Raw genomic sequence first — 12,690 nt, forward strand, 5'->3', positions numbered from 1 at the left:
GGCTCACCGCAGCGACGCGAACGCGAATTCGCGCAACCCGTCGGCCGGTGGGATCACCGCGCGAAACCCCAACACCTCGGCGGCCCGCGACGGGTCGGCGACGATATGGCGCACGTCGCCGCTGCGGTACTGGCCGGTGACGACCGGGGACAGCGAACCGCCGCGTGCGTCGCACAGCGCTGCGGCCACCTCCAATATCGAAATGGGTTGTCCCGAACAGATATTGACCGCGAGGAAACCCTCGTCGTGTGGTAACGCCGCGACATTGGCGGCAGCCACGTCATCGACATGCACGAAGTCGCGCATCTGCCCGCCGTCTTCGAAAACCCTTGGCGGATCGCCCTTTTCCAGCGATGACCGGAAGATGGCCGCCACGCCCGAATAGGGGGTGTCGCGCGGCATGCCGGGACCGTAGACGTTGTGGTAGCGCAGCGCCACCACCGAGCCGCCGGTGGCCTCCGACCAGGCCAGCGCGTAATGCTCCTGCGCGGTCTTGCTGGCCGCGTACAGGCTGCGCGGCGCCAGACAAGCGTCCTCGTCGACGAGCCGCCAGGCCAGCTCCTCCCCGCCCGCCGGGCACCGGTGCTCGAAGATCCCGGCGTCGAGGTCCGCGCGCCGCCGCGGCAGCGGGTCGACGCGTCCGTGCCGTTGGCAGTGGTAGCTTCCCTGCCCGTACACCACCATCGACGACGCCAGCACCAGGCGCCGCACCCCGGCGGCGAACATCTGCGCCAGCAACACCGTGGTGGCCAGATCGTTGTGGCCGCCGTAGGCGGGCGCGTCGGCGGCGTCCACACCCGCACCCACCATCGCCGCCTGATGACACACCACGTCCACGCCGGCCAGAAGCGGGGCCAGCGCGTCGGCGTCGCGCACGTCGACCCGGTGACATCCCTTCGGCAACACCGCGTTTGGGCCGTGCGCGGCGGGCAGCAGGACATCGACGGCGACGACGTCGTGCCCCGCGGCCCGCAGCGCGGCGCCCACCCGCGAACCGATGAAACCGGCCGCCCCGGTCAACAGCACCCTCATGGCAGCTCGACGGGCAGCGTCACGCCGGTGTGCGGCAGGCAGTGCGTGCAGGTGCGATCGGCGCCGAGTTGGCCGATGGCCGCGCGCACCAGGGCCTTGAACGCTCCGATGTTCCGTTCGAATTCGGCGAACACGTCGACGGTCCGCACGCCCTCCCCCTCGCTCACGCCGGCATCCAGATCGGTCACCAAAGCAATTGTCGCATAACAGATTTCGAGTTCCCGAGCGAGCACCGCCTCCGGATATCCGGTCATGTTCACCAGTGAAAACCCGGCGGCGGCGAACCATTGGCTCTCAGCGCGGGTGGAAAAGCGCGGCCCCTGGATCACCACGATGGTGCCGCCGTCGACCACATCGGGGAGGTCGGTGACCGCGGCGCGCAGCGTCGGGCAGTACGGGTCGGCGAAGTCGACGTGGATCCCGCCGGAGTCGAAATAGGTGTCGGCGCGGCCCCGGGTGCGGTCGACCAGCTGATCGGGCACCACGATGGCGCCCGGCCCGAGTTCAGGCTTGAGGCTGCCGACCGCGCACGGCGCGAGCACCCGCCGCACGCCGAGTTTGCGCAGGGCCCACATGTTGGCCCGGTACGGCACGGTGTGCGCGGAGAATTCGTGCTTGGCGCCGTGGCGGGGCAGGAACGCGACCTCGTGTCCCCCGACGGCGCCCACGGTGACCGGGGCGCTGGGCTGTCCGTAGGGGGTGTCGACCGTGACGTCGTCGGCGTCGGACCCGAAGAAGGTGTAGAAACCGCTGCCGCCGATGACTCCGAGCATCCGACCATTGTCGTGCATGACCCGGGTGTGGCCGCGCGTGCGGGGCCCGCGGATCCGCGGCCCGCATCCTGGCAGGATGGCGCTGTGGCCAATCTCGGGCAGTGGATTTCCGGTGCACGGCCGCGGACGTTGCCCAACGCGGTGGCGCCGGTCGTGGCCGGCACCGGCGCCGCGGCCTGGCTGGGATCCGCGGTGTGGTGGAAGGCGCTGCTGGCACTGGCCGTCGCGCTCGCGTTGACCGTCGGCGTCAACTACGCCAACGACTACTCCGACGGCATCCGCGGCACCGACGACGACCGGGCCGGCCCGGTGCGCCTGGTCGGCTCGCGGCTGGCGGCGCCGCGCGCGGTGCTGAGCGCCGCCGTGGCGAGCCTGACGATCGGCGCGCTGGCCGGGTGCGTGCTGGCGCTGTTCAGCGCCCCGTGGCTGATCGCGGTGGGCGCGGCCTGCATCGCCGGGGCGTGGCTGTACACCGGCGGGTCGAAACCGTACGGGTACGCCGGTTTTGGCGAGGTCGCGGTGTTCCTGTTCTTCGGCCTGGTCGCGGTGCTCGGCACCGAGTACACCCAGGCGTTGCGGGTGGACTGGGTGGGCCTGGTGCTGGCGGTGTCGATCGGGGCGCTGTCCTCGTCGGTGCTGGTGGCCAACAACCTGCGCGACATCCCCACCGACGCGCGGTCGGGCAAGATCACCCTCGCGGTGCGGTTGGGCGATGCGCGCACCCGCATTCTGTATCAGGCGCTGCTGGGGACCGCCGGAGCGCTCACCCTGGTGCTGATGGTGGCCACGCCATGGTGCGCCGCGGGACTGGTGGCCACGCCGCTGGCCCTGCGCGCCGTGACCCCGGTGCGATCCGGCCGCGGCGGCCCGGAGCTGATCCCGGTGCTGCGCGATACCGGCCTGGCGATGGTCGTATGGGCGATCGCGGTGGCCGCGGCGCTGGCGATGGGCGCCTAGAGTGCAGGCAGACGCAAAGGCCCCCGAGCGCCCCGCTTCTGGGGTACTTTTGCGTCTGCTCGGGGATAGCGAAGGACCGCAATGAAGCAGATTGCCGCGACCAGCGGGCCCACCAACATCGGCTTGCTCAGCGTCGGGTCATACCGCCCCGCACGGGTGGTGACCAACGACGAACTATGCGAAAACATCGACTCGTCCGACGAGTGGATCTATTCGCGGACCGGAATCAAGACGCGCCGATTCGCGGCGCGCGACGAATCCGCCGCCTCCATGGCGACCGAGGCCGGGCGGGAGGCCATCGCCAAGGCCTCCCTCGAGGCGTCCGACATCGACTGCGTCATCGTCGCCACCAGCACCCACCTGCTGCAGACGCCTGCGTGCGCCCCGGCGGTCGCGGCGGCACTGGGTGCCGCCGGCGTGCCCGCCTTCGACATCTCGGCCGGATGCGCCGGATTCGGCTACGCGCTCGGCGTCGCGGCCGACATGATTCGCGGCGGGACCGCCGCCAAGGTGTTGGTCCTGGGCTCGGAGAAGCTGTCACCCACCATCGACATGCAAGACCGCAGCAACTGCTTCATCTTCGCCGACGGCGCGGCCGGAATGGTGGTGGGCGAGACGCCCGACCAAGGCATCGGGCCGACCGTCTGGGGCAGCGACGGCAACCAGGCCGGGGCGATCCGCCAGGACATCGACTGGCTCGACTACCTGGAGAATCCGACCGGTCCGCGCCCGTACCTGCGGCTCGAGGGCAGCGCGGTCTTCCGGTGGGCGGCATTCGAGATGGGCAAAGTCGGCCAGCAGGCCATGGACGCGGCGGGAATCCGGCCCGACGAGATCGACGTCTTTGTGCCGCACCAAGCCAACAGCCGAATCAACGAGCTCCTGGCCAGGAGCCTCGAGCTGCGGCCGGACGCGGTGCTCGCCAACGACATCGAGCACACCGGCAACACGTCGGCGGCGTCCATCCCGTTGGCCATGGCCGAGGTGCTGGCGACGGGTGCCGCCAAGGCCGGCGACCTGGCCCTGCTGATCGGTTACGGCGCCGGCCTGAGCTATGCCGCCCAGGTCGTGCGGCTGCCGCACGGCTGAGCCGTCACTCGTCGTCGCGGGGCTCGTCGGGTGTCGCGTCCCCACGCAGCCGGGCCTGTAGCACCTCGCGCTCCCGGCGGCGCCGTTCTCCGGCGATCGCCAGCGCGGCGGTGGCGCGCCGGCGCAGCGGGCCGAACACCCAGATGCCCAGCGGCATCGCGATGACCAGACCGAACAGCGCGGCCACCACGAGCGGGAACTGGGCGATGCCCGCCAAGCGCGCGACACCGTAGATCACGGCGGTGAGCACGACCGCCAGCAGCAACCGCGCCGCCGAGTAGACCAAGACATGGAGGAGGACGTGGCTTTCCGCAACGCCCTCGCCGCCGGCGTCGTTCCGCGGGCTCCCGGTGCTGTTGTCGCTACCTTGTTGTGACACAGCCAGAGCCTACGGCGCGGGTATATTCGCCCGAAGGAGGTGTTGCGTGCTCTACCTGCTGCTCGTCGTGATTTTAGGAACGCTGATCTACGTCGGCTGGCGTGCGGCGCGGTCGCAGGCCCACCGACCGAAGACGCGTGTCATCGGGCCCGACGACGACCCGGATTTCTTGCGGCGGTTGGGCCACGGCGACAACAACCCGCGCTAGGCGGCCCGCCGCACCCGGCTTCGCCGCCCTTGCGACCGCCGCTAGCTTCATGGCGGCGGCCCGCCGCACCCGGCTTCGCCGCCCTTGCGACCGCCGCTAGCTTCATGGCGGCGGCCCGCCGCACCCGGCTTCGCCGCCCTTGCGACCGCCGCTAGCCCAGGACGCCCGGGTTGCGCTGGTCACCGGGGAAACCGTCGGCGACGATGGCGGCCAGCTCGGTGAGCGCTTCGCGGGTCTCGCGCCGCAACCGGTCGAGGTCGATCTCGGCGCCCTCCTCGAGGTGCGGGTCGAACGGCACCAGCTGGACCGCGCGGCAGCGCCGGGAGAAGTGGTCGATCACCTTGTTCATGTCGACCTTGCCCGGGCGTGGGCGCACCCCGTTGATGACGGCGATCGCATTGCGGACCAGGTCTTCGTGGCCATGGGCGTCCAGCCAGTCCAGCGTCGCCGACGCGCTGCGCGCGCCGTCGATGGACGCCGAGCTGACCACCACCAGGGCGTCGGCCTTGTCCAGCACCGACGTCATCACCGAGTGCAGCAACCCGGGGCCGCAGTCGGTGAGCACCAGGCCGTAGAACCGTTCCAGGATTTCCAGGATCCGCGCGTAGTCCTCGGCGCTGAACGCCTCCGAGATGGCGGGGTCCGTCTCCGACGCGAGCACCTCCAGGCCGCTGGGCCCCTTCGAGGTGTAGCGGCGCACATCGCTGTAGCGCTCGATGGTTCCGGCGTCGTGCAGCAGCTGACGCACCGTCGCCGCTGTCTCCAGCGGGATCTTCTGGCTCAGCGTGCCGCGGTCGGGGTTGGCGTCCACGGCCACCACCCGGTCACCGCGGATGGACGCAAAGGTGGCGCCCAGCGTCGCGGCGATCGTCGTCTTGCCGACCCCGCCCTTCAACGACAGGAACGCCACCCGATACGAGCCCCGCAACGGACGGTTCACCTGGGCGACCAGGTTGTTGTACCGGCTCGCGCGGGGGCTTTCACCCAGGTTGATGAGCCCGCCCGACATCTTGTACAGCAGCAGGCGCCACCCGTCGGACGGCGGCGGCTGAACCGGCCGCAACAGCATGCCGGTGGACAGTTCCGGATACGGCGTGTGTGGCAGGTGCTCGGGACGCTGCGGCACCCCCCGCATCTGCGTGGGCGGCGCGTCCGGCCCGGCGTAGTAGGCGCCGTAGGCGGTGGGGTCGACGCGCGGGATACCGGTGACCGGTGTGGAGTCCCACGGCGGCATGCCGGGTCGGGGTGCCGTGGGCGGGGCCGGCTCCTGGTGCTCGGGTCCGGGGACGCGGCGTTCGGTGCGGAATCCGGCGAAGACGCGAGTTGGGGCGTCGCCGCCCGAATCCGACTGCCCTTCGCCGCTCTCCTGCTGGCCGGTCGCCGATGACGTCTGTGGGGGAATTTGCGTGGTCGGTTGTTCGGGCGGCCCCACGCCCGTCGTTGGATGCTCGGACACTGCATTCCCCCTTGTTGTGCGGCCTCGGTGTGCGCTATTCCCTTTTGTGCCTTATTCGGGGCGGTTGTTCACCTAGTTCACCCTCACCCCACGCCCGCGTAAGAATGCAGGCCGACAGTGACCAGGTTAACGAAGAACAAATTGAAGATCATGGCTACAAACCCTGCGACATTGATCCAGGCGGCTTTCCTGTCCCGCCAGCCGGCGGTCGACCTGGCGTGCAGGTAGGCGGCGTAGATCACCCACGCGACGAAGGACACGGTCTCTTTGGGGTCCCAGCCCCAATATCTGCCCCAGGCTTCTTCCGCCCAGATGGCCCCGAAAATGACCCCGAAACCGAACACCGGGAACGCGAAGATCGTGGTGCGGTAGGCGATGCGGTCCAGGGTCTCCGCGTCGGGGAAGCGCCGCAGCAGCCGGGCCGGCGCGCTGTCGTCATCGGGATCGCCCAGCCGCGAGGTGCGCAGCAGGAACAGGATGCTGGCGATCCCGGCGACCAGGAACACCCCGGATCCCAGGCTGACCACCGACACGTGGATGGGCAGCCAGTAGGACTGCAGCGCGGGCATCACCGGTGCGGCATTGGTGTAAAGCCAGCGTCCCGACACCGTGAGCAGGATCAGCACCGGCAGCAGCAGAAAAACCCACAGCGGGCGGTATTGGGGGCGGCGCAGCACCACCGCCCCGGCGATCAACCCGCACAGGCAGGTCAGGTTGATGAATTCGTACATGTTGCCCCACGGCACCCGCACCGTGGCCAGGCCGCGCAGCACCAGGCACGCCAGCAGCAGGCCGGTGCCCAGGTAAACCACGGACAACCCGGCACGGCCGACGCGCTCGTCGATCGGGCGCTGGGCTGCCTCTTCGACCACGCCGGGGGTGGTGGAGTCGGAGCTGACCGAACCGGCCAGCACCCGGTCGCGCTGATCCGCGCGACGCCCGCCCGCGTACGCCAGCTCGATGGCCAACAGCAGCAGGGCGATGACCAGGGTGACGACGGCCGACGTGAACGCCCAGTCCGAGTAGCGCGCCAGCTCGATGTCGACGTGCAGTGTGTTCATGTGACGTCCACCTGAGAACTCCTTTGGGACACCGGGGGCGTCTCGGCGCGACCCTCCGCGCCGGGCACGCCCAGTCCGTCCAGCAACCGCTCGGTCAATCGCTCGAACTCGTCGCCCCACCCGGAGTTGTCGGTTCGCGCGAGGCCGCCCAGCTCGACGTTCACCGTACCGGGTGCCCCGCCGGCGTCCGGCGTCAGACGGACCCACACCCGGCGGCGGCGCACCAGCAGCGACACCAGCAGACCGCCCATCATCGTGATCGCGAAGACGAGCACCCACGTCTGGCCCGGGTCATGGGAGACCTGCAAGTTGACGAACGGCACGGCGCCGTCGAAGCGGACCACGGTGCCGGCCGCCGGCCCCTGGTCGATCCGCACCGCCTGGCCCGCGCGCAGGTTGACCCGCTTCTCCTTGATCAGCCGGCCCTGCTCGATCAGCCGGGGATCCAGGGTGAACAGCGACTGCGGCCGCCCGGTGTCCAGGCCGGTGTCGCCGCGGTAGATGTCGACGGCCACCGCGGGGGCGTTCAGTGCCGGGAAGCGCGACGACAGGAGCGCGCCGTCCAGCTGTTCGGTCGGCGCCAGCAGGCCCTGGATGGCGATCTGATGCTTGCGGCGCTCCGCGGGATTGGGGTAGCTGCCGGCCGGCGGATCGATCCGCGCCACGCCCGACGAGAGCAGGGTTTGCGGATTGTCCGGTCGCCACTGCATGGTCGACGTGCGGATCTGCCCGTCCGGGAAAGTGACGCTGAAGGTGGGCGCGTAGCCGTGCCCCTGCAGGTACACGCGATCACCGCCGAGCCGCAGCGGGTGGTTGACCTCCAGCTCGTAGTGCCGCCAGGTGTTGGCGGTCAGGTCCTCGCCGGACTGATAGTCGATGTGCGCGGCGAACGAGGTGGCCTGCCCGGACGGCAGGTAGTGCGCCACGAAGTCGTCGACCCGGATGCACAGCGGGTGCAGCGAGGTGCCGTCGACGGTGTTGCCGGCCCGGAACGAGTCGAACGCGGCGGGTGACGCGGAGCAGAAGCCCGGGCCGCCGTCGGCGATGACGATCACGTTGCCTTCGTAGCCGAACAGCTTGCCGGCCGCCACCGCGGCCAGCAGGCCCAGCAGGGAGAAGTGGAAGAGGATGTTGCCGAATTCGCGCAGGTAGCCCTTCTCGGCGGACACCTCCACGACTTCCGCACCCGCTGGGTCGGCGCCGTCGCGGTGCCGGATGGCGGTGCGCCAGCCGCGCAGCCGGCCGGTGATCGCGTTGGCCAGGGTGTTCAGCTCTTCGGCGCTGGCCTGGATGTGCTGACTGGAGTACTTGGGCAGCCGGACCAGGTTGCGCGGGGCGGCGACCGGGGTGGACCGCAGGCCGCGGACATGCTCGATCATTCGCGGGGTGACGCAGCCGACCAGCGACACGAACAGCAGCACGTAGATGGCGGTGAACCAGAAGCTGGAGAACACATTGAAGGCCTGCAACCGATCCAGCCACGGCCCGATCACCGGGTGGGCTTTCAGGTAGTCGTCGACCTTGCCGGCGTTGAGGCTGCGCTGCGGCGCCAGCGCCCCGGGTATCGCGCCGAGCGCGAGCAGGAACAACAGCACGAGCGCGGTGCCCATGGACGTCAACGCGCGCCAGGTATTGCGACCCTTTTGAACGAGCCCCACGAGGAGTTGCCTCAAATCGGCAGCCTCACGTCGGACACGAACGCGTCGCGCAGCCAGGAGACGAAGTCGTTCCACACGCCGGTGACCAGCAGGGCACCGACCGTGATCAGCAGCGCGCCGCCGAACACCTGGATGGCCCGGGTGTGCCGGCGCAGCCAGCCCATTCCCGCCACCGCGCCCGCCGAGCCGAGTGCCAGCAGCACGAACGGGATGCCCAGGCCCAGGCAGTACGCGATCACCAACACGGTTCCGCGCGCCACGCTGGCGCCGTCGGTGGCCGAGGCGACGGTGATCACGCCGGCCAGCGTCGGCCCCAGGCACGGCGTCCAGCCCAAGGCGAACACCGCGCCCAGCACCGGCGCCCCGGCGACCGTGGTCAGCTGCCGCGGGCTGAACCGGGCCTGGCGTTGCAGGGCCGGGACGAGCCCGACGAACACCAGCCCCATCACGATGGTCAGCACGCCGCCGGCCCGCTGCAGCAGCAGCTGGTTGGTGATCAGCGTGGTCGTCATGCCGAGGACGGCGACGGTGCCGAGCACGAACACCGTGGTGAACCCGGCGACGAACAGTGCCGCCGAGCCGGCGACCCGCCACCGGGCAGAACTCGGGGGGCGCCACAAGGTGGAGTTCGTTCCCGGGGGCGGCTGTTCGTCAACGCCGACGACCGCGGCCAGGTACGAGAGATAACCGGGCACCAATGGCACCACGCAGGGTGAGGCGAACGACACCAGCCCGGCCAGCAGGCACACGCCGAGCGCCACCACAAGCGGCCCGGCGGCGGCGATCTGGGTGAAGCCGGTCATTCTTGCGCCATTCGCTGCACCACGGGCTGCAGGTCGGCCGCCAGCATTTCGCGCAGGAAGACCGCCGCGACGCGGTGCTGGCGGTCCAGGATCAGCGTGGACGGGATCACGGTGGTGGGGTAGCGGCCACCGAACGCGATCAGGGTGCGCATGGCCGGGTCGTAGATCGACGGGAACGTGACGTGCCGATCGTTCACGAAGTCCAGCGCCGCTTGCCGGTTGTTGTCGCGGACGTCGATGCCCAGAAAGGACACCCCGGCGCCGCGGGTGGCGTCATACACCTGCTGGAGCTGGCTGACCTCGGCCCGGCACGGTCCGCACCACTGCCCCCAGACGTTGATGACCACGACCCGGCCGGCGAAGATCGGATCGTCCAGCGACAGCGTGTGCCCGGGGTCGGCCAGGTCGGGGCCGGACAGTGGGCCGGGGCGGCCACGGCTGGACGGCGGGTTGTAGTAGATGTCGGTCTTGCCGCCGGGCGACACGAATTCGAAGGTGCCGCCCTGGGCGACCGCGTCATGGCCGGCGGAACAGCCGGCGAGCAGGCTCGTCAGCAGCACCCCGGCCAGCGCCTGTCGCCAGATGATCACGGCGCCGCCGGCTGGCAGTACTCGACGTCGACCAGCCGGTCGCCGTCGTAGACGAGGGTCGTCACCGACGCGAGGCCGCATTGCCGTCGCCGCGGGTCGTGCCACAGCCGCTGACCGGTGAGGTGCAGGCGCAGCGTCCACACCGGCAGCTGGTGGCTGACGCACAACACCTCGTGGCCGGTGCCGCGGGCGCGGGCCTTGTCGACCGCCGTCTCCATCCGGGCCGCGATCTCGGCGTAGGGCTCACCCCAGGACGGCCGGAAAGGGTTGCGCAGCTGCCACCACACCCGCGGGTCGCGCCAGGCGCCGTCGCCGGGGCTGACGCGGCGGCCCTGGAAGAAGTTGGCGGACTCGATCAGGTCCGGGTCGCTGTCGACGGGAAGGCTGTGCTTGGCGGCGATGGGCGCGGCGGTTTCCTGGGCCCGTTGCAGGGGCGAGGCGATGACCGCGACGATGTCGCGGTCGGCGAGCGTGTCGGCCACCGCGGCCGCCTGCGCCCGGCCCGCCTCGGACAGGTGAAACCCGGGCAGCCGCCCATAGAGGATGCCGCTCGGGTTGTACACCTCGCCGTGCCGCACGACGTGCACGCGGGTTTGCTCGGCCATCAGGATTTCCCCTCCTCGGCTTCCGCGGCCGCCCGGGCCGCGGCCGGCAGGGCGTCGGCGATGCGGTCGAACGCGCCGTCGTCCAGCGCGGTCGAGACGAACCACGCCTCGAAGGCGCTGCACGGCGGGTAAACGCCCGCGTCCAGCAGCGCGTGAAAGAACGGCGGATAACGCCAGGTCTCGGTGGCCCGTGCGGACGCGAAGTCCGTCACTGGCGTGTCCGAGAAGAACACGCTGAGCATATTGCCGGCACGCGGAATCTGGTGTGGCACACCGGCATTCGTCAGGGCTTCGGAGAAGAGCCCGGCCAGGCGGTCCGCGTTGGCATCCAGCGCGGCGTAGGCGTCGGCGTCGGCGTTGCGCAGCGTCGCCAGCCCGGCCGCCATGGCGACCGGGTTTCCCGACAAGGTGCCGGCCTGATACACCGGGCCCAGCGGCGCCAGCCGCTCCATCACCTCGGCCCGCCCACCGAAGGCGGCGGCCGGCAAGCCGCCGCTCATCACCTTGCCGAAGGTGAACAGGTCGGCGTCGACCGGATCGATTCCGTACCAACCGCTTCGGCTGACCCGGAAGCCCGTCATCACCTCGTCGACGATCAGCAGGGCGCCGTGTTCGACGGCCAGCGCGCGCAGCGCCGCGTTGTAGCCGGCCGCGGGGGGAACGACCCCCATGTTGCCGGGGCTGGCTTCGGTGATCACCGCGGCGATCTGGTCGCCGAACCGGGCGAAGGTCTGGTGCACGGCGTCGATGTCGTTGTAGGGCAACACGATGGTGTCGGCCGCCGTCGCCCCGGTGACCCCGGGTGAGGACGGCAGGCCCAGCGTCGCCACCCCGGAGCCGGCGTCGGCGAGCAACGCGTCGACATGGCCGTGGTAGCAGCCGGAGAACTTGATGACCTTGGCGCGGCCGGTGAAGCCGCGGGCCAGCCGCACCGCGCTCATGGTGGCCTCGGTGCCGGAGTTGACCAGCCGGATCCGCTCGACCGGCGCCACCCGCCCGATCATCTCGGCGGCCAGCTCGCTCTCCGCCGGGGTGGGCGCCCCGAACGACAGACCCGAGGCGGCAGCTCTGGCGACGGCGTCGACCACGGCGGGGTGGGCGTGCCCCAGGATCATCGGGCCCCACGAACAGACCAGGTCCACGTACCGGTTGCCGTCGGCGTCGGTCAGCCAGCATCCGCGTGCCTGCGTGATGAACGGTGGCGTCCCGCCCACCGCGGTGAACGCTCGAACGGGAGAGTTCACCCCGCCGGGAATGACGGCGCAGGCATCCTCGAACAACCGCGCCGACGCCGCCGTTGCCCGGGGGGTTCCGGCGGCGTGCGCCGTCGCCTGGTCACTGCTTCCCATGACGACTAGTGTCCCAGCCTTCGCGACCCATCCAACTACAGGGTGTAGCAGAAGGTGTATCGGGGTTGTCCTGGCCCGGCGTCTGCGAGTTGGATGGGCGTATGCGATTCCCGCAAGGACTTGCCCGGTTCAACCGTCACGTCACCAACCCGATTCAGCGGATGTGGGCCGGTTGGCTCCCGTCGTTCGGGATCGTGGAGCACGTGGGGCGGCGCTCGGGCAAGCCGTACCGCACACCGGTGAACGTGTTCAACACCGACGTCGATGGCAAACCCGGGGTGGCGATCGTGCTGACCTACGGCCCGGACCGGGACTGGCTGAAGAATCTGACCGCGGCGGGTGGCGGGCGCCTGCGCAGCAAGGGCAAAACCTTTGGCATCGCCGATCCGCGCGTGGTCTCCAGGGACGAGGCGGCGGCGCACGTCACGCGCGGGATGCGACGGGTTTTCGCCAGGCTGCCGTTCGAGCAGGCGGTGTTGCTCACCCGGACTTCCTGAAAACCCGGGTGACGCGGATCGCGGATCCCGCGGGTCCTGGCCGCGTCCCCAATGCGCTGCTGGACCACGAGGCGCACCGGGTCAGCGAGATCGACGTCGCGCAGCCACGCCAGGGTGCACGGGTTGGCGTGGCGGCCCCGGTGAACGCGACGCCGACCGCCTCGATCACGCCGATCGAACGGCAGGCTGACTGGGTGCGGTCAGAAGGGTTCGCGGGCTTGGCTTTTCGGTCA

At 70.5% G+C, this 12,690-nt stretch carries 14 protein-coding genes and 1 pseudogene; 5 read left to right on the top strand and 10 right to left on the bottom strand.

Going from position 1 to position 12,690, the window contains the following annotated elements; all coding sequences use genetic code 11:
* Positions 1-3: 3 nt before the first annotated feature.
* Complete coding sequence (locus tag EPN51_RS01285; protein ID WP_293035170.1) at positions 4-1,032, bottom strand: NAD-dependent epimerase/dehydratase family protein; 1,029 nt, start codon at positions 1,030-1,032, stop codon at positions 4-6.
* Positions 1,029-1,805 (bottom strand): S-methyl-5'-thioadenosine phosphorylase, encoded by a 777-nt coding sequence (locus EPN51_RS01290; protein WP_293035172.1) that lies wholly within the window; start codon positions 1,803-1,805, stop codon positions 1,029-1,031. The genes EPN51_RS01285 and EPN51_RS01290 overlap by 4 nt, the downstream gene beginning before the upstream one ends.
* Positions 1,806-1,889: 84 nt before the next feature.
* Between EPN51_RS01290 and EPN51_RS01295 the strand changes: the two genes are divergently transcribed.
* Together EPN51_RS01295 and EPN51_RS01300 are read left to right on the top strand one after the other, a co-directional pair.
* Positions 1,890-2,762 carry a 1,4-dihydroxy-2-naphthoate polyprenyltransferase gene (locus EPN51_RS01295; protein WP_293035174.1) on the top strand — a complete coding sequence of 291 codons (873 nt, stop codon included), beginning with the start codon at positions 1,890-1,892 and terminating at the stop codon, positions 2,760-2,762.
* An 81-nt stretch (positions 2,763-2,843) separates the two neighbouring features.
* A complete protein-coding gene (locus tag EPN51_RS01300) occupies positions 2,844-3,851 on the top strand; it encodes a beta-ketoacyl-ACP synthase III (RefSeq protein ID WP_293035176.1) in 1,008 nt (335 codons plus the stop codon).
* 4 nt (positions 3,852-3,855) lie between these two features.
* Here the strand turns inward: EPN51_RS01300 and EPN51_RS01305 are convergent, their stop codons facing one another.
* Positions 3,856-4,230, bottom strand: coding sequence for a DUF4229 domain-containing protein (locus EPN51_RS01305; protein ID WP_293035178.1), 375 nt, complete (start codon positions 4,228-4,230; stop codon positions 3,856-3,858).
* A 46-nt stretch (positions 4,231-4,276) separates the two neighbouring features.
* Between EPN51_RS01305 and EPN51_RS01310 the strand changes: the two genes are divergently transcribed.
* The gene (locus tag EPN51_RS01310) at positions 4,277-4,438 is read left to right on the top strand and encodes a hypothetical protein (protein WP_085977768.1); all 162 of its coding nucleotides are present in this window, start codon (positions 4,277-4,279) and stop codon (positions 4,436-4,438) included.
* Positions 4,439-4,589: 151 nt separating this feature from the next.
* On the opposite strand, the gene EPN51_RS01315 is transcribed toward EPN51_RS01310, so the two are convergent.
* The 7 genes from EPN51_RS01315 to hemL form a co-directional block, all read right to left on the bottom strand.
* Positions 4,590-5,894, bottom strand: coding sequence for an AAA family ATPase (locus EPN51_RS01315; protein WP_293035181.1), 1,305 nt, complete (start codon positions 5,892-5,894; stop codon positions 4,590-4,592).
* 83 nt (positions 5,895-5,977) lie between these two features.
* A complete protein-coding gene (gene ccsB / locus EPN51_RS01320) occupies positions 5,978-6,955 on the bottom strand; it encodes a c-type cytochrome biogenesis protein CcsB (RefSeq protein WP_293035183.1) in 978 nt (325 codons plus the stop codon).
* The gene (locus tag EPN51_RS01325) at positions 6,952-8,565 is read right to left on the bottom strand and encodes a cytochrome c biogenesis protein ResB (protein WP_293035427.1); all 1,614 of its coding nucleotides are present in this window, start codon (positions 8,563-8,565) and stop codon (positions 6,952-6,954) included. Before EPN51_RS01325 ends, ccsB begins: the two co-directional genes overlap by 4 nt.
* A 59-nt stretch (positions 8,566-8,624) precedes the next feature.
* Positions 8,625-9,416 (bottom strand): cytochrome c biogenesis CcdA family protein, encoded by a 792-nt coding sequence (locus EPN51_RS01330; RefSeq protein WP_293035185.1) that lies wholly within the window; start codon positions 9,414-9,416, stop codon positions 8,625-8,627.
* A complete protein-coding gene (locus EPN51_RS01335; RefSeq protein WP_293035429.1) occupies positions 9,413-10,000 on the bottom strand; it encodes a TlpA disulfide reductase family protein in 588 nt (195 codons plus the stop codon). The genes EPN51_RS01330 and EPN51_RS01335 overlap by 4 nt, the downstream gene beginning before the upstream one ends.
* Positions 10,001-10,002: 2 nt before the next feature.
* On the bottom strand, positions 10,003-10,611 hold the full coding sequence (locus EPN51_RS01340; RefSeq protein WP_293035187.1) for a histidine phosphatase family protein: 609 nt from the start codon (positions 10,609-10,611) through the stop codon (positions 10,003-10,005).
* A complete protein-coding gene (gene hemL, locus EPN51_RS01345) occupies positions 10,611-11,960 on the bottom strand; it encodes a glutamate-1-semialdehyde 2,1-aminomutase (protein WP_293035189.1) in 1,350 nt (449 codons plus the stop codon). The genes EPN51_RS01340 and hemL overlap by 1 nt, the downstream gene beginning before the upstream one ends.
* A 101-nt stretch (positions 11,961-12,061) precedes the next feature.
* On the opposite strand from hemL, the gene EPN51_RS01350 reads away from it, so the two are divergent.
* Positions 12,062-12,457 carry a nitroreductase family deazaflavin-dependent oxidoreductase gene (locus tag EPN51_RS01350; RefSeq protein ID WP_293035191.1) on the top strand — a complete coding sequence of 132 codons (396 nt, stop codon included), beginning with the start codon at positions 12,062-12,064 and terminating at the stop codon, positions 12,455-12,457.
* Between the two features lie 47 nt (positions 12,458-12,504).
* Positions 12,505-12,642, top strand: a pseudogene (locus EPN51_RS01355) (2-dehydropantoate 2-reductase); the annotation flags it as partial.
* Positions 12,643-12,690: the final 48 nt, after the last annotated feature.

This window comes from Mycobacterium sp. (assembly GCF_004298145.1).
Classification (GTDB): Bacteria; Actinomycetota; Actinomycetes; order Mycobacteriales; family Mycobacteriaceae; genus Mycobacterium.